The 24,636-nt window shown below is 51.6% G+C and carries 27 protein-coding genes, 1 tRNA gene and 2 pseudogenes; 13 read left to right on the top strand and 17 right to left on the bottom strand.

Features of this window, described 5'->3' with window-relative positions:
- The 5 genes from ACJHWR_RS17590 to tnpC form a co-directional block, all read left to right on the top strand.
- Window positions 1–185: putative zinc ribbon protein (locus ACJHWR_RS17590; protein ID WP_214144657.1), on the top strand; the 185-nt coding region annotated here is incomplete at its 5' end.
- Window positions 173–607: a zinc-ribbon domain-containing protein gene (locus ACJHWR_RS17585; protein ID WP_001221615.1), complete on the top strand. Its 435-nt coding sequence runs from the start codon at window positions 173–175 to the stop codon at window positions 605–607. The genes ACJHWR_RS17590 and ACJHWR_RS17585, both read left to right, overlap by 13 nt.
- A gap of 450 nt (window positions 608–1,057) precedes the next feature.
- Entirely contained in the window at window positions 1,058–1,342 is a 285-nt protein-coding gene (locus ACJHWR_RS17580) for a transposase (protein WP_072128014.1), read from the top strand.
- Window positions 1,339–1,686, top strand: coding sequence for an IS66 family insertion sequence element accessory protein TnpB (gene tnpB / locus ACJHWR_RS17575; RefSeq protein WP_000612632.1), 348 nt, complete (start codon window positions 1,339–1,341; stop codon window positions 1,684–1,686). The genes ACJHWR_RS17580 and tnpB overlap by 4 nt, the downstream gene beginning before the upstream one ends.
- Before the next feature lie 49 nt (window positions 1,687–1,735).
- Window positions 1,736–3,115 (top strand): IS66 family transposase, encoded by a 1,380-nt coding sequence (gene tnpC / locus ACJHWR_RS17570; protein ID WP_047938425.1) that lies wholly within the window; start codon window positions 1,736–1,738, stop codon window positions 3,113–3,115.
- A 10-nt stretch (window positions 3,116–3,125) separates the two neighbouring features.
- Here tnpC and ACJHWR_RS17565 read toward each other — a convergent pair.
- From ACJHWR_RS17565 to ACJHWR_RS17550, 4 genes and pseudogenes are all read right to left on the bottom strand, one after another.
- Window positions 3,126–3,376, bottom strand: a pseudogene (locus tag ACJHWR_RS17565) (IS110 family transposase); the annotation flags it as partial.
- Window positions 3,377–3,942: 566 nt separating this feature from the next.
- A complete protein-coding gene (locus ACJHWR_RS17560; RefSeq protein WP_001218889.1) occupies window positions 3,943–5,208 on the bottom strand; it encodes a tyrosine-type recombinase/integrase in 1,266 nt (421 codons plus the stop codon).
- 197 nt (window positions 5,209–5,405) lie between these two features.
- A tRNA-Phe gene (locus ACJHWR_RS17555) sits at window positions 5,406–5,481 on the bottom strand.
- A gap of 105 nt (window positions 5,482–5,586) precedes the next feature.
- Window positions 5,587–6,284 (bottom strand): annotated as a pseudogene (locus tag ACJHWR_RS17550) (DUF554 domain-containing protein).
- 152 nt (window positions 6,285–6,436) lie between these two features.
- On the opposite strand from ACJHWR_RS17550, the gene yqgH reads away from it, so the two are divergent.
- Both yqgH and speC read left to right on the top strand, forming a co-directional pair.
- Entirely contained in the window at window positions 6,437–6,520 is an 84-nt protein-coding gene (yqgH, locus tag ACJHWR_RS17545; protein WP_211180506.1) for a protein YqgH, read from the top strand.
- A 161-nt stretch (window positions 6,521–6,681) separates the two neighbouring features.
- The gene (gene speC, locus ACJHWR_RS17540; RefSeq protein ID WP_410226707.1) at window positions 6,682–8,817 is read left to right on the top strand and encodes an ornithine decarboxylase; all 2,136 of its coding nucleotides are present in this window, start codon (window positions 6,682–6,684) and stop codon (window positions 8,815–8,817) included.
- A 46-nt stretch (window positions 8,818–8,863) separates the two neighbouring features.
- Here the strand turns inward: speC and nupG are convergent, their stop codons facing one another.
- The 4 genes from nupG to mutY form a co-directional block, all read right to left on the bottom strand.
- Window positions 8,864–10,120 carry a nucleoside permease NupG gene (gene nupG, locus ACJHWR_RS17535; protein WP_001360964.1) on the bottom strand — a complete coding sequence of 419 codons (1,257 nt, stop codon included), beginning with the start codon at window positions 10,118–10,120 and terminating at the stop codon, window positions 8,864–8,866.
- Window positions 10,121–10,321: 201 nt separating this feature from the next.
- Window positions 10,322–11,401 (bottom strand): membrane-bound lytic murein transglycosylase MltC, encoded by a 1,080-nt coding sequence (gene mltC, locus ACJHWR_RS17530; protein ID WP_001618095.1) that lies wholly within the window; start codon window positions 11,399–11,401, stop codon window positions 10,322–10,324.
- A gap of 63 nt (window positions 11,402–11,464) precedes the next feature.
- Window positions 11,465–11,740, bottom strand: a complete 276-nt coding sequence (locus ACJHWR_RS17525) for an oxidative damage protection protein (protein WP_000091700.1) — start codon at window positions 11,738–11,740, stop codon at window positions 11,465–11,467.
- Window positions 11,741–11,767: 27 nt separating this feature from the next.
- Window positions 11,768–12,820 carry an A/G-specific adenine glycosylase gene (mutY, locus tag ACJHWR_RS17520; RefSeq protein ID WP_001376017.1) on the bottom strand — a complete coding sequence of 351 codons (1,053 nt, stop codon included), beginning with the start codon at window positions 12,818–12,820 and terminating at the stop codon, window positions 11,768–11,770.
- A gap of 160 nt (window positions 12,821–12,980) precedes the next feature.
- Here mutY and trmB point away from each other — a divergent pair, with 160 nt between their 5' ends.
- The 5 genes from trmB to ACJHWR_RS17495 all read left to right on the top strand — a co-directional run bounded on the left by trmB (window position 12,981) and on the right by ACJHWR_RS17495 (window position 17,275).
- Complete coding sequence (trmB, locus tag ACJHWR_RS17515; protein WP_000786911.1) at window positions 12,981–13,700, top strand: tRNA (guanosine(46)-N7)-methyltransferase TrmB; 720 nt, start codon at window positions 12,981–12,983, stop codon at window positions 13,698–13,700.
- Window positions 13,700–14,026 (top strand): YggL family protein, encoded by a 327-nt coding sequence (locus tag ACJHWR_RS17510; protein ID WP_001107564.1) that lies wholly within the window; start codon window positions 13,700–13,702, stop codon window positions 14,024–14,026. Before trmB ends, ACJHWR_RS17510 begins: the two co-directional genes overlap by 1 nt.
- Window positions 14,027–14,209: 183 nt before the next feature.
- Window positions 14,210–14,929: a DUF2884 domain-containing protein gene (locus ACJHWR_RS17505; RefSeq protein WP_000984796.1), complete on the top strand. Its 720-nt coding sequence runs from the start codon at window positions 14,210–14,212 to the stop codon at window positions 14,927–14,929.
- Between the two features lie 175 nt (window positions 14,930–15,104).
- Window positions 15,105–16,151: an L-asparaginase 2 gene (gene ansB, locus ACJHWR_RS17500; RefSeq protein ID WP_000394125.1), complete on the top strand. Its 1,047-nt coding sequence runs from the start codon at window positions 15,105–15,107 to the stop codon at window positions 16,149–16,151.
- A 116-nt stretch (window positions 16,152–16,267) separates the two neighbouring features.
- Complete coding sequence (locus ACJHWR_RS17495) at window positions 16,268–17,275, top strand: DUF1202 family protein (protein ID WP_000745201.1); 1,008 nt, start codon at window positions 16,268–16,270, stop codon at window positions 17,273–17,275.
- A gap of 68 nt (window positions 17,276–17,343) precedes the next feature.
- On the opposite strand, the gene hemW is transcribed toward ACJHWR_RS17495, so the two are convergent.
- From hemW to yggS, 5 genes are read right to left on the bottom strand one after another with little or no spacing between them, the layout of a single operon-like run.
- The gene (gene hemW, locus ACJHWR_RS17490; protein WP_000239978.1) at window positions 17,344–18,480 is read right to left on the bottom strand and encodes a radical SAM family heme chaperone HemW; all 1,137 of its coding nucleotides are present in this window, start codon (window positions 18,478–18,480) and stop codon (window positions 17,344–17,346) included.
- Window positions 18,473–19,066: an XTP/dITP diphosphatase gene (locus ACJHWR_RS17485; protein WP_001174747.1), complete on the bottom strand. Its 594-nt coding sequence runs from the start codon at window positions 19,064–19,066 to the stop codon at window positions 18,473–18,475. The genes hemW and ACJHWR_RS17485 overlap by 8 nt, the downstream gene beginning before the upstream one ends.
- Before the next feature lie 7 nt (window positions 19,067–19,073).
- Complete coding sequence (gene yggU / locus ACJHWR_RS17480; RefSeq protein WP_001277222.1) at window positions 19,074–19,364, bottom strand: DUF167 family protein YggU; 291 nt, start codon at window positions 19,362–19,364, stop codon at window positions 19,074–19,076.
- Window positions 19,361–19,927, bottom strand: coding sequence for an osmotic shock tolerance protein YggT (gene yggT / locus ACJHWR_RS17475; protein ID WP_001094831.1), 567 nt, complete (start codon window positions 19,925–19,927; stop codon window positions 19,361–19,363). Before yggT ends, yggU begins: the two co-directional genes overlap by 4 nt.
- A gap of 17 nt (window positions 19,928–19,944) precedes the next feature.
- Window positions 19,945–20,649 carry a pyridoxal phosphate homeostasis protein gene (yggS, locus tag ACJHWR_RS17470; protein ID WP_000997795.1) on the bottom strand — a complete coding sequence of 235 codons (705 nt, stop codon included), beginning with the start codon at window positions 20,647–20,649 and terminating at the stop codon, window positions 19,945–19,947.
- A 17-nt stretch (window positions 20,650–20,666) separates the two neighbouring features.
- Here yggS and ACJHWR_RS17465 point away from each other — a divergent pair, with 17 nt between their 5' ends.
- Window positions 20,667–21,647, top strand: a complete 981-nt coding sequence (locus tag ACJHWR_RS17465) for a PilT/PilU family type 4a pilus ATPase (RefSeq protein ID WP_001546096.1) — start codon at window positions 20,667–20,669, stop codon at window positions 21,645–21,647.
- A gap of 178 nt (window positions 21,648–21,825) precedes the next feature.
- Here ACJHWR_RS17465 and ruvX read toward each other — a convergent pair whose 3' ends face one another.
- The 4 genes from ruvX to rsmE form a co-directional block, all read right to left on the bottom strand.
- Window positions 21,826–22,242 (bottom strand): Holliday junction resolvase RuvX, encoded by a 417-nt coding sequence (ruvX, locus tag ACJHWR_RS17460; protein ID WP_000017111.1) that lies wholly within the window; start codon window positions 22,240–22,242, stop codon window positions 21,826–21,828.
- The gene (locus ACJHWR_RS17455; RefSeq protein ID WP_001355636.1) at window positions 22,242–22,805 is read right to left on the bottom strand and encodes a YqgE/AlgH family protein; all 564 of its coding nucleotides are present in this window, start codon (window positions 22,803–22,805) and stop codon (window positions 22,242–22,244) included. Before ACJHWR_RS17455 ends, ruvX begins: the two co-directional genes overlap by 1 nt.
- A gap of 108 nt (window positions 22,806–22,913) precedes the next feature.
- Window positions 22,914–23,864 carry a glutathione synthase gene (gene gshB / locus ACJHWR_RS17450; RefSeq protein ID WP_000593273.1) on the bottom strand — a complete coding sequence of 317 codons (951 nt, stop codon included), beginning with the start codon at window positions 23,862–23,864 and terminating at the stop codon, window positions 22,914–22,916.
- Between the two features lie 12 nt (window positions 23,865–23,876).
- The gene (gene rsmE / locus ACJHWR_RS17445) at window positions 23,877–24,608 is read right to left on the bottom strand and encodes a 16S rRNA (uracil(1498)-N(3))-methyltransferase (RefSeq protein ID WP_001376015.1); all 732 of its coding nucleotides are present in this window, start codon (window positions 24,606–24,608) and stop codon (window positions 23,877–23,879) included.
- Window positions 24,609–24,636 lie beyond the last annotated feature (28 nt).

The raw sequence follows: 24,636 nt of genomic DNA, 5'->3' as shown, positions 1-24,636 counted from the left end.
GAGAAATACAGTTGATTAAACGTCTGCAGCAATTCGTACCGGATGCCTTACCCGTGGTGCGTAAAGCCAGCTGGCACTGCAGACAATGTCACCACGATTATTATGGGGAGCAGTACTGCACACACTGCCAGACCGGAGGATTCAGTATTCCCCGGACAACTCAGGAGGAAATATGCGAATTCTGAACTGTTATATGGCGAATGACAGCAAAGGCCATTTTGTTACGGCGAAAGAAGCTGCGAAGCACAACCGACAGGACGTTTTGTGCTGTGTGTCCTGTGGATGCCCGTTAACACTTCAGCGGGGCAATGACGGACAACCACCGTGGTTTGAACATGACCAGATGACTGTCGCTGAAAAAATCCTGCTGCGATGTACCTGGCTTGACCCGGCGGAGAAAGAGGCCCGTCGTTTGCATCTGCAGGGCATGACGGTTCCGGATTATACGGTGAAGGTGAGAAAGTGGTTTTGTGTGATGTGTGACGAAGATTATGAGGGGGAAAAGTGCTGCCCACGCTGCGGTACCGGGGTATACAGCAGGGCGTGGGGGCGGCAGGAGGTGCCGTCGGAAGATGCCAGGGCTGATAATCCGTTACAGAGGCTGTAATGGTTGCCTCCGGAGCAGTTTGCGGTGATGCCTTTCCCGGGAATGGATTGCCAGTGCGGGGACTGTGGAGCTTAATTCCGGTGTTGGTGGCCTTTCCGTTGATTTTATGCCAACAGCCCCCTGTGACTGACAGGCTGCCTCGTCATTCCATTCGTATCTCCAGTAACAGGGGGTTGTATTGTATTTTATTGTGCCGGTTCAGGTGTGCGTTTCCCGGCGCGTCTGCACCGGCTTAACCAAATTCAACAGGGATAAAATAGTGGTAAGCGTACAGCCTGAACCGTCTGGTCAGAATCTGACGAATTAGACAAAGTGGTGTCCACCAAATAAGTAGTGGGAACCAAAGTGTCAGATATGCAGAAAAATGTGACTCCCGGCAGGTGAAAAGGCTGCCCTAATTATCCTCCCGAATTTAAACAGCAGCTCGTTGCTGCCTCCTGTGAACCCGGGATATCCATCTCAAAACTTGCTCTTGAAAATGGCATTAACGCCAATCTGTTGTTCAAATGGCGACAACAATGGCGCGAGGGAAAGCTGCTATTACCTTCTTCAGAGAGCCCCCAGCTACTTCCTGTGACTCTCGATGCAGCTGCCGAACAGCCAGAATCGCTCGCAGAGGACCCGGAAACCCTCAGTATCAGCTGTGAGGTAACGTTCCGGCACGGGACGCTCCGCTTCAATGGCAATGTCAGCGAAAAGCTCCTGACTCTGCTGATACAGGAACTGAAGCGATGATCCCGTTACCTTCCGGGACCAAAATTTGGCTGGTTGCCGGTATCACCGATATGAGAAATAGCTTCAACGGCCTGGCTGCGAAAGTACAAACGGCGCTGAAAGACGATCCCATGTCCGGCCATATTTTCATTTTCCGGGGCCGCAGCGGCAGTCAGGTTAAACTGCTGTGGTCCACCGGTGACGGACTGTGCCTCCTGACCAAACGGCTGGAGCGTGGGCGCTTCGCCTGGCCGTCAGCCCGTGATGGCAAAGTGTTCCTTACGCAGGCGCAGCTGGCGATGCTGCTGGAAGGTATCGACTGGCGACAGCCCAAGCGGCTGCTGACCTCCCTGACCATGCTGTAAATCTCTTTATCCTGGTTGTCACAGAATAAGCCCGGTAAAATACGGGCTTATGAACGACATCTCTTCTGACGACATCTTCCTGCTGAAACAGCGCCTGGCCGAACAGGAAGCGCTGATCCACGCCCTGCAGGAAAAGCTGAGCAACCGGGAGCGCGAAATAGACCATCTGCAGGCGCAGCTGGATAAACTCCGCCGGATGAACTTCGGCAGTCGTTCCGAAAAAGTCTCCCGCCGTATCGCACAAATGGAAGCCGATCTGAACCGGCTTCAGAAAGAGAGCGATACGCTGACTGGTAGGGTGTATGACCCGGCAGTACAGCGTCCGTTGCGTCAGACCCGCACCCGTAAGCCGTTCCCTGAATCACTACCCCGTGACGAAAAGCGACTGTTGCCTGCGGCGCCGTGCTGCCCGAACTGCGGCGGTTCACTGAGCTATCTGGGCGAGGATACCGCCGAACAGCTGGAGTTGATGCGTAGCGCCTTCCGGGTTATCCGGACGGTACGGGAAAAACATGCCTGTACTCAGTGCGATACCATCGTGCAGGCACCTGCACCTTCGCGGCCCATCGAGCGGGGTATCGCCGGACCGGGGCTGCTGGCCCGCGTGCTGACCTCGAAGTATGCAGAGCACACCCCGCTGTATTGCCAGTCAGAAATATACGGCCGGCAAGGTGTGGAGCTGAGCCGTTCACTGCTGTCGGGCTGGGTGGATGCATGCTGCCGGCTGCTGTCTCCGCTGGAAGAGGCGCTTCATGGCTATGTCATGACTGACGGCAAACTCCATGCCGATGATACCCCGGTCCAGGTACTGCTGCCGGGTAATAAGAAGACCGGGCGGTTGTGGGCGTATGTTCGTGATGACCGCAATGCCGGGTCAGCGTTGGCACCTGCAGTGAGGTTCGCTTACAGCCCGGACAGAAAAGGCATCCATCCGCAGACTCATCTTGCTTGCTTCAGCGGTGTGCTGCAAGCGGATGCGTACGCCGGGTTCAACGAGCTGTATCGCAATGGTGGGATAACGGAAGCTGCCTGCTGGGCTCATGCCCGCCGAAAGATCCACGATGTGCACGTCCGCATCCCGTCAGCACTGACGGAAGAAGCCCTGGAGCAGATCGGTCAGTTGTACGCCATAGAGGCGGATATAAGGGGAATGCCGGCAGAGCAGCGGCTTGCTGAACGTCAGCGAAAAACGAAACCGCTGTTGAAATCCCTGGAAAGCTGGTTGCGTGAAAAGATGAAGACCCTGTTCTTCGGCTCTGGCCATGGTGGTGAGCGGGGAGCGCTACTGTACAGCCTGATCGGGACGTGCAAACTGAATGACGTGGATCCAGAAAGCTACCTTCGCCATGTGCTTGGCGTCATAGCAGACTGGCCGGTCAACCGGGTCAGCGAACTGCTTCCGTGGCGCATAGCACTGCCAGCTGAATAACACATCCCCGTCAATACGGCCCTCGCTGTACGCTTACATATAAAGCTCCGTCAGATATTATGGTGAACAGAACGTTTCTGCGCTGTCTTGCTAGGGCGATAAACACCTAGCTATGTCGTTTGTGTAGTAGGCCCTGGATATTGGGGCTATGAGTGCAGCGAAGGCTGTCAGGAACAACGACCGCTTAAGAGCTTTATTACCCCGCCTTGACGGATGTTCTCCTCGTATTGACGAACTGGAACGCCGGATTGTCAGCGCCAATGATATAAGACGGTAAATCACCATTTGGATTAGCTCGATCCATCCAACATGTTGTTTCCTAGAGGTTCTTACATCAGAAAGGACATCAACATACTGAGCAGAGAAGACTTTTAGATGGTAAAGCAAATGCGCTAGCAGGGCGAGTACATTGTCGATATTGCGACTCAGGTTGGTTATTCTGAGCGAACTTGTACCGGCGGTCAGTCTGAAGCTGCAGCCACTTATTCTTCCGGATCACAGGTAATCATATATGGCAAACTGTAATACAGTCGCTTGTACTGAAAAGTATTATGTATAAAATAGAATCTGTATTCATATCAGCACAAGGGACCACCAAATCCCGGCAGCATTCCTTACGTCAGTTATCCCGCATCACCCTGTGAGTGCGGGATTTTTTTTGAGGTTCCTTTTTATTGAATATATATAAATAATGAATAATCGTGGATTCTGATAATCCCCTGCAGGGTGCAATCAGGTAAACAGTAAATACATCAGTTCATACCGTTTGTCTTTTTTTAACAAAGAAAATAGTCCTGGAGTAGTTCCCGGGCATTTGCCCGGGATGATTACTGTTTTAACGGATTATTAATCTTTGCATATTCAAATGGACTGATAAATCTTTCTCTGTTTGCATTCAGAAAATCGGCCCACCACTGTAGCATCAGTCGGCGTTCTCCCAGATGTTCTGCTTTATGAATGTAAGCAGCACGTACACCATTACGCTCCTGATGACTCATCTGACGTTCCACTGCATCACGGGACCACAATCCTGATTCTATTAACGCGCTACATGCCATCGTCCTGAATCCATGCCCACAGATATCCTGGGTTGTGTCATATCCCATAACTCTGAGGGCTTTATTTACGGTGTTTTCACTGATTGGTTTATGCGGGTCATGTGCTCCCGTAAAGACCAGACCATTTTCACCAGCCCATGTCTGAAGTTCTGTAAGTATAGCTACAGCCTGCTTGCTGAGGGGAACAAGATGCGGAGTTCTCATCTTGGAACCCCGGTGCGAGAAATTTACGCCTGGCAGAGGCTCGCGTTCAGCAGGAATAGTCCACATGGCATTTTCAATATCAATTTCTGACCAGCGGGCATATCTGAGTTCACTGGAGCGAATAAAAACCAGTAAATTCAGCATAACAGCAAGTCGGGTAACAGGCTGACCTTTATAACTGCCAATACGGGACAGAAGTTCAGGAAGACGTGAAAGATCAAGAGCGGGGCGATGCTGGCGTTTTACAGTGGTCAATGCGCCAGCCATATCCAGAGCAGGATTATATCTGATGATGCCAGACTGTACGGCATAACGCATTACAGCAGATATCCTTTGCTGCAGACGACTGGCGATTTCATAAATCTGTTTAGCCTCTGCAGCGCGAACTGGGATAAGCAGGTCCGGAGTGTTGAGTTTTGTGATATCCCGGTTGCCGATAAAAGGGAAAACATGCGTATCGAGGCTTTTGAGTACTTTATCGCTGTGTGATTGTGTCCATTGTTTATTACTGGCATGCCAGCGTCGTGCAATATGTTCAAAAGAGAGTTGTAAACCAGGGGCTACTTTTTTAGCTCTTTTCTGTTCGCAAGGGTCAATCCCCGCCGAAATTAGTTTTCGGGCCTCATCCCGTTTTGCACGAACTTCGGAGAGAGAAACTTCTGGATACACACCAAGTGCAAGAGTCTTCTCCTTACCCAAAATACGATAACGGAGACGCCAGTAACGGGAACTATTGGGATGTACCAGCATGAGCATGCCAGCTCCGTCAGTGAGTTTATACGCCTTGTCAGTGGGCTTTGCAGCCCGAATTTTTGCGTCAGTCAGTGCCATATTTCAGCCTTCTGAATGCGTTAAAGAGGGTACAAATTCTGTCGAACTGAGGTATACCCGCAATTATACCCACACAATGGGGTTGATGTGGGGGGAATCTGGTTGAGTTCGGTAGAATTGATTTGGAGGAAGAACACTTAAATCATGGTGTTCTGAAACGAAAAACGGACCTCCGTGGAGGTCCGTTGATATGAATTTGGTGCCCGGACTCGGAATCGAACCAAGGACACGGGGATTTTCAATCCCCTGCTCTACCGACTGAGCTATCCGGGCAACGGGGCGCATTAAACCTGATTCGCCTCGTCTCGTCAATCAAATTTCTTCAATTTAGGGCAGACTGCACAATCTATCATCACTTTGCCGCTATTGCACGCATTGTCAGGCAAACCAGGCGGTCCAGGCGGCGGAAAGCGGCATTGCCAGAAGGAGTGCTGGAAGCATGTTGACCACCGGGAACATTTTAATGCCACAGATGCGTAATCCGGTTGCCAGCAGCAATAAACCGCCTACGGCGCTGAAGTCTGCCATCATCGACGGTGTGGTCAGCGGTAATATCAGCGCGGCAGCCCACGCCAGCGTATCAGTAATGGGATACTAATTACCGACACCGCAATACCCAACGAGCAGGCGAAGATCATCGCCGTAAAGAAATCGAGAAATGACTTGGCGATTAAAATACTCGGGTCGCCGGTCATCCCTTCGTTCATCGCCCCGAAGATCCCGGTGTCGCTGGCGCAAAACAGGACAATAATCGCGACATAATTCTGAATAAAAGATTCATGCGCTGGCTTCTTACGTGAGTGGCGAAACAGATTTTGTGCTTTGGTGACCGCGGTATTGACGCCTTTTTCCAGCAGACACATTTCGCCGATTAATGCACCGAGTAAGGTTGCTAAAACCATCGCCGGAAGGTTGGCGCATTTCACCACCAGTAAAATACCAATCCCCAGCGATGCCAGACCAAAAATTGATGTCATGGAGACGCGGATACGTTCCGGTAAGCGTTGACTAAGGAGTGCACCGAGAACGCCACCCAGTAATACTGCACTTGCGTTGATAAAAGGACCGATGACCACAAGAGTTCCTGTTAGCTGCATTGTCTGATTTTCTTATTATGAACGTTTGGCTCCTTCGATGGCTTGTTTGTTCGCAAAGTCCTGGCTTGCACGCTCTGGTGAAAGGTGCCATGATTGCGCGAATTTTCTCCTCTCTGTACGGAGTTTGCCCGATGCACGCCATCTCCTTACATTCTCTCGCTTATCGCCGTTTCGCGCGAAACGTTTCCCTTTCTATGTTACTGCTCATGCGGTGAAGTTAACGCACGCTCACTGCAGGACAACAGTAAAATCAGAGCGTTTCTGCTTTTACTGATGTCTGGCGGTCGGAGCTGGTGACCAGTTTGACCCATATCTCATGGGGCAGGGTTTTCCACCTTGTCCGGTATTCTTACTTCCCCGAAACGGGTTTGCGCTTATGAAATCAATGAATATTGCCGCCAGTAGTGAACTGGTATCCCGACTTTCTTCTCATCGTCGCGTGGTGGCGTTGGGAGATACTGATTTTACGGACGTCGCGGCAGTCGTCATTACCGCTGCGGATAGTCGCAGTGGCATTCTTGCGTTGCTTAAGCGCACCGGTTTTCATCTACCGGTGTTTTTGTATTCCGAACATGCTGTTGAATTACCTGCGGGCGTTACGGCGGTAATCAACGGCAACGAGCAGCAGTGGCTGGAGCTGGAATCCGCAGCCTGTCAGTATGAAGAGAATTTGCTGCCACCGTTTTATGACACGCTGACGCAGTACGTTGAGATGGGCAACAGCACCTTTACTTGCCCTGGACATCAACATGGTGCGTTTTTTAAAAAGCATCCTGCCGGACGCCATTTTTACGATTTCTTTGGTGAGAACGTCTTTCGCGCCGATATGTGTAACGCTGACGTAAAATTGGGCGATCTGCTTATTCATGAAGGATCGGCGAAGGATGCGCAGAAATTCGCAGCCAAAGTCTTTCATGCCGATAAAACCTATTTTGTGCTGAACGGCACATCGGCAGCGAATAAAGTGGTGACGAATGCGCTGTTAACGCGTGGCGATCTGGTGCTCTTCGACCGTAACAACCATAAGTCGAATCATCACGGCGCGCTGATTCAGGCGGGGGCGACGCCGGTCTATCTGGAAGTTTCACGTAACCCGTTTGGTTTCATTGGCGGTATTGATGCGCACTGTTTTAATGAAGAGTATCTGCGCCAGCAAATTCGCGACGTTGCGCCAGAAAAAGCTGAGTTGCCGCGCCCGTTTCGCCTGGCGATTATTCAGCTGGGAACCTATGACGGCACTGTCTATAACGCCCGTCAGGTGATCGATACCGTTGGGCATCTGTGTGATTACATTCTGTTTGATTCCGCGTGGGTCGGTTACGAACAGTTTATCCCGATGATGGCGGATAGCTCGCCGCTGCTGTTAGAACTTAACGAAAACGATCCGGGGATCTTTGTGACCCAGTCGGTGCACAAACAGCAGGCGGGATTCTCACAGACGTCGCAGATCCATAAAAAAGATAACCATATCCGTGGACAGGCGCGTTTTTGCCCGCATAAGCGGTTGAATAATGCCTTTATGCTCCATGCTTCTACCAGCCCGTTCTATCCGCTGTTCGCCGCGCTGGACGTTAACGCCAAAATTCATGAAGGGGAGAGTGGGCGTCGGCTGTGGGCGGAGTGCGTTGCGTTGGGGATTGAAGCCCGGAAGGCGATTCTTGCGCGCTGTAAGCTGTTCCGCCCGTTTATCCCGCCCGTTGTTGATGGCAAATTGTGGCAGGATTATCCGACGTCAGTGTTAGCCAGCGACCGCCGTTTTTTCAGTTTTGAGCCGGGGGCGAAGTGGCACGGCTTTGAAGGATATGCCGCGGATCAGTATTTTGTTGATCCGTGCAAGCTGTTACTCACCACGCCGGGTATCGATGCTGAAACCGGCGAATATAGCGACTTTGGCGTTCCGGCGACGATTCTGGCGCACTATCTGCGTGAGAACGGCATTGTGCCGGAGAAGTGCGATCTCAATTCCATTCTGTTCTTATTAACTCCGGCGGAAAGCCACGAGAAGCTGGCGCAACTGGTGGCGATGCTGGCGCAATTTGAACAGCATATTGAGGATGACTCGCCGCTGGCTGAGGTGTTGCCGAGCATTTATAACAAATATCCGGTGCGCTATCGCGACTACACCCTGCGCCAGTTGTGTCAGGAGATGCACGATTTGTATGTCAGTTTCGACGTCAAAGACCTACAAAAAGCGATGTTCCGCCAGCAGAGTTTCCCGTCAGTGGTGATGAATCCCCAGGATGCGCATAGCGCTTATATTCGCGGTGAAGTGGAGTTGGTGCGGATTCGTGATGCCGAAGGGCGAATTGCGGCAGAAGGGGCGTTGCCTTATCCCCCTGGCGTGCTTTGCGTGGTGCCCGGGGAAGTCTGGGGCGGGGCGGTCCAACGTTATTTCCTTGCGCTGGAAGAAGGGGTGAATTTGCTGCCAGGTTTTTCACCGGAGCTGCAAGGTGTCTATAGCGAAACCGATGCGGATGGCATGAAACGGTTGTACGGTTATGTGTTGAAGTAAGAAAAAAAACGGGTCACCTTCTGGCGACCCGTTTTTCTTTGCGTAATTAGTGGCTAACCGTCTGTGTGCCTGTCGGGACACGAACGTGTTTATATTTGAACATCGCCATGAACGCGAAGGCCAGAACCACGGAGTAACCCGCGAAAATCAGCCATACGGTCTGCCAGTCGGTAATGCCGTTTTGGGTGTACATCTCAACCACTTTACCGCTCACGATGCCGCCGAGGATACAGCCGAAGCCGTTAGTCATCATCAGGAACATCCCCTGCGCACTGGCGCGAATTGCCGGGCTAACTTCTTTTTCGACAAACACCGAACCAGAGATGTTGAAGAAGTCGAATGCGCAGCCGTAAACAATCATCGACAGAACCAGCAGCACGGTACCGAACGGAGTCGGGTCACCGTAAGCAAACAGCGCAAAACGCAGGATCCACGCCACGATACTGATCATCATTACGTTCTTAATGCCGTAGCGGCTTAAGAAGAACGGGATGGTCAGAATGAACAGCGTTTCAGAGATCTGCGAAATCGACATGATGATTGACGCATGCTGCACGATGAAGCTGCTGGCAAACATCGGATCTTTGTCGAAACTGTGCAGGAAGGTGTTACCGAACATGTTGGTAATCTGCAGTTCCGCGCCCAGCAGCATTGAGAAGATGAAGAAGATTGCCATACGCTTGTTTTTAAACAGCGCGAATGCATCGAGGCCCAGCAGGGTTGTCCAGCTCTGATTCGCTTGCTGTTTAGCAACCGGAATGTGCGGCAGAGTCAGGGTAAACAGAACCAGAACGGCGGAAAGAGCTGCGCCAATATACAGCTGCATGTGGCTTAATTCGAAGCCAGACAGGCTCACCACCCACATTGCCATGATAAAGCCAATGGTGCCCCAGATACGGATTGGCGGGAAGTCAGTAACGATATCCATCCCGGCATTTTGCAGGCGATAGTAAGAGATGGTGTTGATTAACCCAAGCGTTGGCATATAAGCAAACGAGTTAATCAATATCACAAGGAACATCGCTTCCGGCGTCGTGACCTGTGCCGCCATGAACAGCGTGATAGCGCCAATGGTGTGGCAAATGGCATATACCCATTTCGCACTTAACCATTTGTCGGCCACAATCCCCAGCAGCGCAGGCATAAAGACCGCGGCGATACCCAGTGAACTATAAACTGCGCCGATAGAAGCACCGTCAAACTTCAGGGTAACAAACATATAGGAGCCGAGGGTCGTCAGCCAACTTCCCCACAGACAGAACTGCAGAAAAGAGAGGATTTTCAGCTGCAGCTTAAGATTCATGTTAATTTCCTCACATCGTGATGCGGATGAGTGTTTGAAAAAGCACATTTGACCGTGCGAGATGATGGGATTCTATCAACTTCGCGGACTGGTTTTTTGTTACCTGTGGCAAATAATTGCAAACATTCCCAATTTGCAAAACGAAATTGTGATGTGGATAACATTTTTGCCCCTGAGCATCGTCAGGGGCGGTTAGTGGAATTATCGGCGGCGGTAGGATTTTTGCGCGGTATTCACTTTATAAAGATAACGGCGAGATTCCGCAGAGGGATGGCGGGTCGTCAGCGTTTGATAAACATCGCCCGGCGTCATGGTGTTAATAATATTGGCCGCCTGAATCTTGTCATTCGAAAAGACTCGCAGCACGCTGCCTGCACCGCCGTTATAGGCGGTGATGACGGCATAACGCCGCGACGTTGGGTTATCAATTCCGCCGAGATAAACATTGTTCAGCATCGCCAGATACGCGGTGCCGATATCAATATTGCTGGCAGGATCAAACAAGAAACTGCGGCTCGGCGTGCCGGATTTCCCCTGCGAGCGGAACACATCTTTCCCGGCAGTATGTTGTACCACCTGCATTAATCCCAGCGCATCGGAACGGCTGACCGCATACGGGTTAAAGGATGACTCGGTCTGCATAATCGCCAGAATCAGCGACTCATCAACGCCATATTTCCGTGACGCCTGGCGGACCATGCCGAGATATTTGTGCGCACGTTTATCAAGGTGGTTTGGCACCATGTTAATGGTGACGCTATAGATGATTCGTAGCCCGTTGCTACGGCTTTTCAGACGGTTTTTCAGCAGATAATCCGCGAAGTTGCTCGCGCGACCTTCCCAGCGAATCGGCTGCCCGGTGTTGTCCACCACCTGACCGTAAAGGAAAGGTTCTTTCGAAATCGTAATGTCATCAACGTCGGAATAGAGATCGACCGAACTCGGATCGTCACCCATCAGCAACGTTTTGATAATTGCCCGGCGCAGATGCGCGGCAGGTTCTGTCCCGGCGATGGTTTCGATAGTAATCGTACCGTCATCGAAGTTGATGTGGCTGCGGGTCTGATATTGATCGGTGTATTTCACGTAGTCCTTAGGACCGGCGATCACCACCTCTTTGAATCCCCAGATGTTCTCAATATTGTGGGCAAATTGCCCCATCAGAATATCAAAACCGTTGGTGTCTTTGACCCAGGCTTCGTTATAGGTATCGCCTTTTTTGGTCGTCGAACAGGAGATGAGCAACGGCGCAATCAAAGCCAGCGCGAGATATTTTTTCATCATTCCGGGTGCGTGTTGTGTTTGTTTTATGCAAGTTGCCGGAGGCGTGCTCCGGCACTGTTTTTATTTTTTATCTTCCGGCGTATAGCCCTCGATATGCACCTCTTTACCCTCGAACAGGAAGTTGACCATCTCCTGCTCCAGCAGCTTGCGGTGCTCGGCATTCATCATGTTGAGTTTCTTTTCATTAATCAGCATGGTTTGTTTGTGCTGCCACTGCGCCCAGGCTTCTTTGGAGATCTCGTTATAGATGCGTTTTCCCAGCTCGCCGGGGTACAGCTGAAAATCCTGACCTTCTGCTTCACGTTGCAGGAAAGTACAAAAAATCGTTCTGCTCATAAATCATCCTCTTTATCGACTCACGCGCTAAACCGGCGCGCCAGTGCGTAACTGCTGTAACAAACGCTCCACGGGAGCCGCCAGGCCAACTGACGGCGGTTGCGCTAAGTTATACCAGAGCGCATTGCCTTCATCCATGCAGCCGGTGAATGACGACACGGGAAGCCACATAGGCACAATATCTAAGTGGAAATGGCTGAAGGTATGGCGAAACGCGGTCAGCTGCGTCAGGTTATCAGCAACAATCTGCCGTTGCGCCAGCCATTGCCGCAAACTTTCTTCGTCGGCAAACTGCGGGAAACAGTATAAACCGCCCCACAATCCGCTCGGCGGACGCTGCGCCAGCAATACTTCATCTTCGTGCTGTAACAGCAGAAAGTAGCCAGTACGCTCCGGCAGCGTCTGTTTCGGTTTTTTGCCCGGATAAAGCGACCAGCTATTGTTAGCGGTGGCAATACATCCGTTTTGTAGCGGACAGAACGAACATTTCGGCTTCGAGCGCGTGCAAATCATCGCGCCCAAATCCATCATCGCCTGATTAAACCGTTCCACGCCAACCGCGGGCGTCACCTGCTCGCTTAAACTCCACAGTTTATTCTCGACCTCTTTTTTCCCAGGCCAGCCGCTTACAGCATAGCAGCGCGCCAGCACCCGTTTGACGTTACCGTCGAGAATCGGAAAGTGCTTACCCAGAGAAAGCGAGAGAATCGCGCCTGCGGTAGAACGCCCGACGCCTGGTAACGCCGCGACTTCTTCAAAGGTTTCCGGGAATTTACCGCTGTGTAAGGTGGCCACTTGTTGTGCCGCTTTATGCAGATTGCGCGCGCGGGCGTAATAGCCAAGCCCGGTCCACAAGTGGAGAACTTCATCCAGCGGTGCATTGGCGAGATCGGTCACCGTCGGGAAGCGCGCCATAAAGCGTTCAAAATAGGGGATAACAGTCGCAACCTGAGTTTGTTGCAACATCACTTCTGAGAGCCATACTTTGTAGGGCGTCTTGTCAATTTGCCAGGGCAGCGTTTTCCGCCCGTATTTATCGTACCAGTCCAGAACCTGGGCTGAAAATTGCGACGCTTGCATGGTCACCGAATTCACTGTTGTTGGGGGCAAGATTGCAGCACAGCGACGGCAGGGTGTAAACCGGAACTTTCCGCAGCCACGGCCTTATCATGCTTGCATCCGGCAACTAACTTTGGATAATGCCCGTTTTCAGAACACTTTCACAAGCGACTAAATCTTTATGAAAAACGACGTCATCTCACCGGAATTTGATGAAAACGGCCGCCCACTGCGCCGTATCCGTAGTTTTGTGCGCCGCCAGGGGCGACTGACAAAAGGCCAGGAACATGCGCTGGAAAACTACTGGCCGGTGATGGGCGTTGAGTTCAGCGAAGATATGCTGGATTTCCCCGCGCTTTTTGGCCGAGAAGCGCCGGTGACGCTTGAGATTGGTTTTGGCATGGGGGCGTCGCTGGTGGCAATGGCTAAAGATCGCCCTGAGCAGGACTTCCTCGGCATTGAAGTGCATTCACCGGGCGTTGGTGCGTGCCTGGCTTCTGCGCATGAAGAGGGCTTAAGCAACCTGCGCGTGATGTGCCACGATGCGGTTGAAGTGCTGCATAAAATGATTCCTGACAATTCATTGCGCATGGTGCAGCTCTTTTTTCCTGACCCGTGGCACAAAGCGCGCCATAATAAACGCCGTATCGTTCAGGTGCCGTTTGCCGAACTGGTAAAAAGCAAACTGCAGCTGGGGGGCGTATTCCATATGGCGACCGACTGGGAACCTTATGCGGAACATATGCTTGAAGTGATGTCTTCGATTGACGGTTATAAAAACCTGTCAGAGAGCAATGATTACGTGCCGCGTCCGGCATCACGTCCGGTGACGAAATTTGAACAACGTGGTCATCGTCTTGGTCACGGAGTATGGGACTTAATGTTCGAGAGGGTGAAATAATGGCAAAGAACCGTAGCCGTCGTCTGCGTAAAAAAATGCACATCGACGAATTCCAGGAATTAGGATTTTCGGTGGCATGGCGATTCCCGGAAGGTACATCGGAAGAACAGATTGATAAAACCGTTGATGATTTTATTAACGAGGTTATCGAACCGAACAAACTGGCCTTTGACGGCAGCGGTTATCTGGCCTGGGAAGGTCTGATCTGCATGCAGGAAATCGGCAAATGCACCGAAGAACATCAGGCGATTGTGCGTAAGTGGCTGGAAGAGCGCAAACTGGATGAGGTACGCACCAGCGAACTTTTCGACGTTTGGTGGGACTAAGAAAGCATACGGGCGATGACAAATGCAAAACTGTCTGATGCGCTACGCTTATCAGGCCTGGAAAGATGCACAATCGAGTAGGCCTGATAAGGCGTTTACGCCGCATCCGGCATGGATGACATGTACTTTGTTATCAATCTGGGGCCAGCAAATGCTGGCCTGATTTGTTCTTGAGGGAAGACTATGATGCGCAAAATGCTGCTGGCGGCAGCACTTTCAGTGACGGCGATGACCGCTCACGCCGACTACCAGTGCAGCGTCACGCCGCGTGACGATGTGATTGTCAGCCCGCAAACCGTGCAGGTGAAGGGCGAAAACGGCAATCTGGTGATCACGCCAGACGGCAACGTGATGTATAACGGTAAGCAATATTCCCTGAACGCCGCCCAGCGCGAGCAGGCGAAGGATTATCAGGCTGAACTGCGTAGCACGCTGCCGTGGATTGATGAAGGCGCGAAAAGCCGCGTCGAGAAAGCCCGTATTGCGCTGGATAAAATTATCGTTCAGGAGATGGGCGAAAGCAGCAAAATGCGCAGCCGTCTGACCAAACTTGATGCGCAGCTGAAAGAGCAGATGAACCGCATTATCGAAACGCGCAGCGATGGCCTGACGTTCCACTATAAAGCCATTGATCAGGTTCGCGCCGAAGGCCAGCAATTAGTTAATCAGGCAATGGGCGGAATTTTACAGGACAGCATTAATGAAATGGGCGCGAAAGCGGTGCTGAAAAGCGGCGGTAACCCATTACAGAATGTGCTGGGAAGCCTGGGCGGTCTGCAATCCTCAATCCAAACCGAATGGAAAAAGCAGGAAAAAGATTTCCAACAGTTTGGCAAAGATGTTTGTAGCCGCGTTGTGACTCTGGAAGATAGTCGCAAAGCCCTGGTCGGGAATTTAAAATAATCCTCTATTTTAAGACGGCATAATACTTTTTTATGCCGTTTAATTCTTCGTTTTGTTACCTGCCTCTAACTTTGTAGATCTCCAAAATATATTCACGTTGTAAATTGTTTAACGTCAAATTTCCCATACAAAGCTAAGGGATAATGCGTAGCGTTCACGTAACTGGAGGAATGAAATGGAGTTTTTCAAAAAGACGGCACTTGCCGCACTGGTTATGGGTTTTAGTGGTGCAGCATTGGCATTACCCAATATCACCATTTTAGCAACCGGCGGGACCATTGCCGGTGGTGGTGACTCCGCAACCAAATCTAACTACACAGCGGGTAAAGTTGGCGTAGAAAATCTGGTTAATGCGGTGCCGCAACTGAAGGACATTGCGAACGTTAAAGGCGAGCAGGTAGTGAATATCGGCTCCCAGGACATGAACGATAATGTCTGGCTGACACTGGCGAAAAAAATTAACACCGACTGCGATAAAACCGACGGCTTCGTCATTACCCACGGTACCGACACGATGGAAGAAACCGCTTACTTCCTCGACCTGACGGTGAAATGCGACAAACCGGTGGTGATGGTCGGCGCAATGCGCCCGTCCACGTCCATGAGCGCAGACGGTCCATTCAACCTGTATAACGCGGTAGTGACCGCAGCTGATAAAGCCTCCGCTAATCGTGGCGTGCTGGTTGTGATGAACGACACCGTACTGGACGGTCGCGATGTCACCAAAACCAACACCACCGACGTAGCGACCTTCAAGTCTGTTAACTACGGTCCTCTGGGATACATTCACAACGGTAAGATTGACTACCAACGTACCCCGGCACGTAAGCACACCAGCGATACGCCATTCGATGTCTCTAAGCTGAATGAGCTGCCGAAAGTCGGCATCGTTTATAACTACGCTAACGCATCCGATCTTCCGGCTAAAGCACTGGTAGATGCGGGCTATGATGGCATCGTTAGCGCTGGTGTGGGTAATGGTAACCTGTATAAATCTGTGTTCGACACGCTGGCGACCGCCGCGAAAAACGGCACTGCAGTCGTGCGTTCTTCCCGCGTACCGACGGGCGCTACCACTCAGGATGCCGAAGTGGATGATGCGAAATACGGCTTCGTCGCCTCTGGCACGCTGAACCCGCAAAAAGCGCGCGTCCTGCTGCAGCTGGCTCTGACGCAAACCAAAGATCCGCAGCAGATCCAGCAGATCTTCAATCAGTACTAATCACCTCGCCCCGGTATCGTGCCGGGGCTTTTTCACTTCAGACTTACGTCCATTGCCAATTTTCATCACCCTAATGATAATCACCAGAATAAATTATTCCGCGCGAGGGTTTTCGGGTGAAAAAGCAATGGATTGTTGGCACGGCGCTGCTTATGTTGATGACTGATAATGTCTGGGCAGATGGCGAACCGCCAACTGAAAATATCTTAAAAGATCAATTCAAAAAGCAGTATCACGGCATTCTCAAGCTTGATGCTATCACCTTAAAAAATCTTGATGCTAAGGGTAATCAGGCCACCTGGTCAGCGGAAGGCGATGTCTCTTCCAGTGACGATCTCTATACCTGGGTCGGTCAACTGGCAGATTACGAACTGCTCGAACAGACCTGGACGAAAGATAAACCGGTAAAATTTTCGGCGATGTTAACCAGTAAAGGAACGCCAGCGTCTGGCTGGTCGGTGAACTTTTACTCTTTTCAGGCGGCAGCCAGCGATCGTGGGCGGGTGGTCGACGATATCAAAACGAATAATAAATATCTGATCGTGAATAGCGAAGATTTCAATTATCGCTTTAGTCAGCTTGAATCAGCGTTGAATAACCAGAAGAACTCGATTCCTGCGCTGGAAAAGGAAGTGAAAGCGCTTGATAAGCAAATGGTGGCGGCGCAGAAAGCAGCGGATGCATATTGGGGAAAAGATGCAAACGGTAAGCAAATGACCCGCGAAGACGCCTTTAAAAAAATTCACCAACAGCGTGATGAGTTTAATAAACAGAACGATAGCGAGGCGTTCGCGGTTAAATATGACAAAGAGGTTTATCAACCGGCGATTGCGGCATGTCATAAACAGAGTGAAGAGTGTTATGAAGTGCCGATTCAGCAGAAGCGAGATTTCGATATAAACGAACAACGGCGACAGACTTTTCTGCAATCACAAAAACTTAGCCGTAAATTGCAGGATGACTGGATAACGCTCGAAAAAGGGCAATATCCGTTAACGATGAAAGTTTCAGAAATAAACAGTAAAAAAGTCGTGATTTTGATGAAAATTGACGATATCAACCAGGCTAATGAACGCTGGAAAAAAGATACCGAACAATTGCGGCGCAATGGGGTGATTAAGTAATTTTTGCGATGACGCATGAGTTGTTGCCGGATGCTGCGTACACGCACGCCGCATCCGGCAATACAAATTTACTCCGCCAGAAAAAGCTCCAGCAACGAATTTAAAAACAACTTCCCATGTTCCGTTATCTGCCAGTAATCTGCACATTCTGTGAGATAACCCTGAGCGATAGCCTCTTCTAACTGTGGGCGAATAACTTCTTCAGAAAGGCCAGTATACTGGCTAAACTCCACGCGCGGCGCGGCTTCCAGCAGACGGAAGCGATTCATAAAGAACTCAAACGGTTTATCTGCAGCATCGACATCACGCTGGCTTTCCAGATATCTTCCCTGCATAAAACCACGCGGATGACGCGTTTTGGTGGTACGCAGAATGCGACCATCCAGGAAGGTGACTTTGCCGTGCGCGCCGCAGCCAATACCGATGTAGTCGCCAAATCGCCAGTAGTTGAGATTGTGCTGGCACTGATAACCTGGTTTGGCGTAAGCGGATGTTTCATACTGCTGATAGCCCGCTGCGGTTAATAACTGATGCCCCTGTTCGAATATATCCCACAACGCATCGTCGTCCGGCAGCACCGGTGGGCGAGAGCCAAACAGCGTATTAGGTTCGATGGTCAGTTGATACCAGGAAAGATGCGGAGGATTCAGTTCAATAGCCTGGCGCAGATCGCCTAGCGCCTCTTCCAGTGATTGATCCGGCAGCCCATGCATCAAATCGAGGTTAAAGCTACGTAACCCTAAACCGCTCGCCAGCTTCGCAGCTCGTTTCGCTTCTTGCGGGCCATGAATGCGCCCAAGTCGTTTCAGCTTTTCTTCGCTAAAACTCTGCACACCAATAGAGATGCGGTTCACACCAGCACGCTGATAATCGACAAAGCGATCGGCTTCTACCGTACCAGGGTTCGCTTCCATAGTAATTTCTGCATCCGCTGCCAGCGGCAAACGCGCACGCACGCCGTCCAGCAGCGTTTGCATCGCCGGGCCGGAAAGCAGGCTCGGCGTACCACCGCCAATAAAAATTGTCTTTACTTCACGGCTCTGAGCGTAAGCCACATCGTTGTCCAGATCGTTAAGCAGATGCTGAACATAATCGTCGTGCGGCACTTCTCCTTTCAACGCGTGAGAGTTGAAATCGCAGTACGGGCATTTCTGCACGCACCACGGGATGTGAATGTAGAGACTCAGCGGCGGTAATTTAACCATTACGTAAAGCGTCCAGCAGCAGTTTCAATGCCTGACCACGGTGGGAAATGGCGCTCTTTTCTTCGCGGGTCAGTTCGGCAGCGGTTTTCCCTTCGGAAGGTACGAAGAAGATTGGATCATAACCAAAGCCACCAGTGCCCGCTGGTTCACGAGTAATCACGCCCGGCCAGCTACCGTGGCACACCAGCGGAGTGGGATCTTCCGCGTGACGCAGATATACCAGCACGCAGTGGAAACGCGCCTGACGTTGGTCGTCCGGTACGTCTTTCAGTGTTTCCAGCAATTTTTGCAGATTCTTTTGATCGGTCGCGTCTTCACCGGAATAACGCGCGGAGTAAATGCCCGGCGCTCCGCCAAGCACATCTACCGCCAGACCAGAGTCGTCGGCAATTGCCGGTAAACCGGTCACTTTTGCCGCATGGCGCGCTTTCAGAATCGCATTTTCGATAAAGGTCAGGCCGGTTTCTTCAGCGGAATCTACGCCGAGGTCTGTTTGGGCCACGATATCAAGACCGAAGTCGCTAAGCAGCGACGCCAGCTCACGCACTTTACCGGCATTGCCGGTTGCGAGGACAACTTTTTGCATAGGATACCTAATTAATTAACGCCGCGATTTCTGGCGGGATTTGTTGCGGATTAATGATTTTAATTTGTTTGTGGCGGCCAAGTTCGCCTTTTTCAATCACCACCTGGCTTTTGGCAACCCGGAATTGCTTACCGAGAAACTTCACCAGATGACTGTTGGCCTGACCGTCAACCGGCGGCGCGGTAATGGCGACTTTAACTTCGTCGCCATGTAAACCGACAATAGAATCACGGCTGGCTTTCGGCTGAATATAGAGCCGTAAAACCAGACCGTCATCATTAACTGTTACGGCACTCATAACGCCATCCACAGCCCCGGCAGCAGCATGTTTCCGGTTGCCTGTAATACTTCTGCGACACCCATATTGATGACATACAGCAGCAGAACGAGGATCATCGGCGAGAAATCAATCCCACCCATTGCCGGTAGCAGGCGGCGAATCGGGCGCAGCAGCGGATCGGCCAGCTGAATCAGCACGTATTCAATCGGGCTACGCCCCTGGCTTACCCAGCTCATAATCGCCATCACCAGCAGGACCCAGAAAATCAGCAGGCCGATGGTTTTCAGCAGAATCAATAAACCGGCAATCCAGATGATTGGCAGGAAGGTCACCACTTTAAACAGCACGATGGCTTTGATAAAACTGAGAATGTACGCAACCAGCAGTGAGGCGCTGTCAATTGGCCCCATTGCCGGAATAACGCGGCGCAGTGGCCCGATAATTGGCTGCGTTACCTTCACTACAAACTGTGAGAAGGGGTTGTAAAAATCACAATGAGCCCACTGCATCCAGATGCGTAATAACAGCACCATGGTATACAGCTCAATGACCGTTGAAAGCAGGAAAGTCAACGTATTCATGGCGTTCCTTTAATTCCTTATTTTTTAGAGTAATCACGCGCACCAAAAATTGCAGTGCCGATACGAACCATCGTGCTACCTGCCGCAATGGCGGCTTCCATATCGTCCGACATTCCAAGAGAGAGCGTGTCGATATGCGGGTAGCGCGTTTTCAGTCCGGCAAATGCTACAGCCATTTGGCGTGCAACTTCAAACTGCCTTACATATTCTGACTCAGGCGCAGGGATTGCCATCAGCCCGCGCAGACGTAAACGCGGTAGTTCAGCGACCGCCGCTGCCAGCTCGTCCAGTTCAGCCAGTTGAATCCCGGACTTACTGTTTTCATCACTAATGTTAATTTGAATCAGAACGTTAAGAGGGGGAAGTTCTGCCGGGCGCTGGTCATTGAGGCGGGTAGCGATGCGCAAACGGTCGATGGTATGACACCAGTCGAAATGCTCTGCCACCAGGCGGCTTTTATTAGACTGCAACGGGCCAATAAAATGCCATTCTAATCCTGTTACGCCCAGTTCCTGAAAGTGGCGAATTTTATCTACCCCTTCCTGAACGTAGTTTTCACCAAATTGACGCTGCCCGGCATCAATGGCTTCTGCGATGGCGCTCGCAGGTTTTGTTTTACTGACTGCAAGCAGCGTAATTTCTTCTGGAGAACGGCCGCAACGCGTTGCAGCCGCTGAGATTTTGTCCCGGACCTGTGCCAGGTTATGCGCAATATCGTTCATTTTCCGAGGATCTTAGTATGAATATGGAAGAAATTGTGGCCCTTAGTGTAAAGCATAACGTCTCGGATCTACACCTGTGCAGCGCCTGGCCCGCACGATGGCGCATTCGCGGCAGAATGGAAGCTGCGCCGTTTGACGCGCCGGACGTCGAAGAGCTACTGCGGGAGTGGCTGGATGACGATCAGCGGGCAATATTGCTGGAGAATGGTCAGCTGGATTTTGCTGTGTCGCTGGCGGAAAACCAGCGGTTGCGTGGCAGTGCGTTCGCGCAACGGCAAGGTATTTCTCTGGCATTACGGTTGTTACCTTCGCACTGTCCACAGCTCGAACAGCTTGGTGCGCCACCGGTATTGCCGGAATTACTCAAGAGCGAGAATGGCCTGATTCTGGTGACGGGGGCGACGGGGAGCGGCAAATCTACCACGCTGGCGGCGATGGTTGGCTATCTCAATCAACATGCCGATGCGCATATTCTGACGCTGGAAGATCCTGTTGAATATCTCTATGCCAGCCAGCGATGTTTGATCCAGCAGCGGGAAATTGGTTTGCACTGTATGACGTTCGCATCGGGATTGCGGGCCGCATTGCGGGAAGATCCCGATGTGATTTTGCTCGGAGAGCTGCGTGACAGCGAGACAATCCGTCTGGCGCTGACGGCAGCAGAAACCGGACACCTGGTGCTGGCAACTTTACATACGCGTGGTGCGGCGCAGGCAGTTGAGCGGCTGGTGGATTCATTTCCGGCGCAGGAAAAAGATCCCGTGCGTAATCAACTGGCAGGTAGTTTACGGGCGGTGTTGTCACAAAAGCTGGAAGTGGATAAACAGGAAGGACGCGTGGCGCTGTTTGAATTGCTGGTTAACACACCCGCGGTGGGGAATTTGATTCGCGAAGGGAAAACCCACCAGTTACTGCATGTTATTCAAACCGGGCAGCAGGTGGGGATGTTAACGTTTCAGCAGAGTTATCAGCAGCGGGTGGGGGAAGGACGTTTGTGACGTTGCCATGCCCGATGCGCAAGCTTATCGGGCATACAAAGGCAATAAATGTCTGATGCGACGCTAACACGTCTTATCAGACCTACAATCGCTGCCACATGTAGGCCGGATAGGCGTTCACGCCGCATCCGGCAAGATGGCGGGATGGTACGACTATCCGCCAGGCTTTTAAATCGCCTTAATATCCCTGCTCGAAATAGCTTTCGAGAATAATAACCGCAGAGGCAGAGTCGACTTTACCTTTGTTGAGCGCCCGATAGCCGCCCTGTTCAAACAGACCGGAGCGCGCTTCTACGGTGCTAAGACGCTCGTCATGGAGCTTTACTTCAACACCGAAACGACCATGAATACGGTTGGCAAATTTACGCGCTCTGGCAGTCAACGGCTGTTCTGTGCCGTCCATATTCAGCGGCAAACCGACGATGATTTCGTCCGGCTGCCACTCTTTCAGTAAACGTTCGATGAGATTCCAGTCCGGCGTACCGTCCTGCGCTTTAATTGCAGGCAAAGGGCGAGCGGTGCCGGTAATGCGTTGGCCGACCGCTACGCCAATGCTTTTGGTGCCGAAGTCGAAGGCGAGTAAGGTTCCACTCATCAGGCATGCCCCGCCACACCAGGCATGGTGAGAATATCCACACCAATCAGTTTTGCCGCCTCGCGCCAGCGGTCGGCAATCGGCGTTTTGAACAGAATATTCAGGTCTGCCGGAGCGGTTAGCCATGCGTTGTCGAGAATCTCTTGTTCAAGTTGGCCTTTCTCCCAGGAGGCATAGCCCAGAGCCACCAATATGTCAGACGGTTGTTTATCGGTGCCGAGCGTTTCCAGCACATCGCGGGAAGTGGTCATCACCGTGTTGTCTGAAATGCGAATGCTGGAAGCAAAATTGGAGGGCGGAGTATGCAAAATAAACCCGCGATCTTCAGCCAGTGGGCCGCCGAGCATAACCGGTTTATCCAGACGGATTGATTCATCACGCGGCTCCGGCGTGATCTTCAGCTTTTCCAGAATCCCTTCAATTTTGAGATTTTCCAGCGGCTTGTTGACGATGATCCCCATTGCACCATTGGTATTATGTTCGCAAATGTAGACCACGGAACGACGGAAAATCGGATCCTGGAGAGCAGGCATGGCAATAAGAAAGTGATGCTGTAAATTCATTGTCAGAGGTTCTGTTTCCTGGTTCAAAAAAGCAACAGCGCCCAGTATGCGTGGAAAGAAGGGCGCTGTCACTCAGAGTCTCAACGAGATCCTTCTCGCTAAGGTGGGTTACTGCTGCTGTAAACGTGCTTCGATGGCATCCATTAACATTCCGGTGATCGACACCGGAAACTCTGCTTCAATCTCACGAATACAGGTTGGGCTGGTGACGTTAATTTCAGTCAGACGGTCGCCAATGATATCCAGACCAACAAAAATCAGCCCTTTTTCTTTCAGCGTCGGCCCGATCTGACGGGCGATTTTCCAGTCACTTTCCGTCAGCGGACGAGGTTCACCGCGACCACCGGCAGCCAGATTGCCACGGGTTTCGCCCCCCTGCGGAATACGCGCCAGGCAGTACGGAACCGGCTCGCCATCCACCACCAGCACGCGTTTGTCGCCATCTTTAATGGCTGGCAGGTAATTTTGCGCCATGCAGTAGCGAGTGCCATGCTCAGTCAGGGTTTCGGCAATCACGCCGAGGTTTGGATCGCCTTCTTTCACGCGGAAAATCGACGCGCCGCCCATACCGTCCAGCGGCTTAAGAATGATGTCGCTGTGTTTCTCCCAGAACGCTTTCAGCTGTGCTTTATTGCGCGTAACCAGCGTTTCTGGCGTTAAGTCAGAGAACCAGGCGGTAAACAGTTTCTCGTTACAGTCGCGCAGGCTCTGCGGCTTGTTAACGATCAGCGTCCCTTTCTCTTCGGCACGTTCCAGAATATAGGTCGCGTAGATAAACTCGGTATCAAACGGCGGGTCTTTACGCATCAGGATCACATCGAGATCGGCCAGCGGCAGATCCTGTTCACCGACGAACGAAAACCACTCTTCGTAGTTCTGCTTCACGTTCAGCGTGCGGGTATGGGCGCGGGCTTCGCCATTGATCAGATACAGATCGCCCATCTCCATATAGTGAAGTTCGTAACCACGACGCTGTGCTTCCAGCAACATAGCGAAACTGGAATCTTTCTTGATGTTGATGTTTGCGATGGGGTCCATCACGATGCCGAGCTTGATCATTATTCTTCTCCGTTAGCCCAAATCGCCAAATCGTACTTGTAGCGCGGTAATGGCGGTGAGCGCAGTTGTCTCTGTACGCAAAACGCGAGGTCCCAACAGGATATCAGTAAATTGATAGCGGGCAGTCATGGCAATTTCATCTGCCGATAAACCGCCTTCCGGGCCAATCAGCAGGCGGACACGTTCGACCGGTAACGGCAACGTATTGATGCTGTTACTGGCGCGAGGGTGAAGATTCAGTTTCAGTCCTTCATCCTGCTCTGCACACCAGGCTTCCAGATCCATCGCTGGACGGATTTCCGGCACCCGGTTACGACCACACTGCTCACAGGCAGCAATTGCAATCTTCTGCCACTGCTGGAGCTTCTTGTTCAGACGTTCACTATCCAGTTTAACGCCGCAGCGCTCAGAAAAAAGTGGCGTAATGAGGCTTACACCGAGTTCGATCGATTTCTGGATCGTAAATTCCATTTTTTCACCACGCGACATCACCTGACCGAGGTGAATATGCAGCGGAGATTCGCGATCGTCGAGCTGGCCTTCCAGCACTTTCACTTCCACGCTTTTTTTGCTGGCGCTGGTAATTTCGGCGTCAAAGACCCGGTTGCTGCCGTCAAACAATTGCAACGCCTGCCCCGGCCCCATGCGCAGTACGCGCCCGATATGGTTGGCGGCATCTTCGCAAAGCGCGATGTGAGAATGGCTGGTCAGTGGTTCAGGATGATAAATGCGGGGGATACGCATAGTTAAAAATCCGCGTCGTCTCCCCACG

Source organism: Escherichia sp. WS568, assembly GCF_046486085.1.
GTDB lineage: Bacteria > Pseudomonadota > Gammaproteobacteria > Enterobacterales > Enterobacteriaceae > Escherichia > Escherichia coli.
This window is presented reverse-complemented; position numbering and strand designations above follow the sequence as displayed.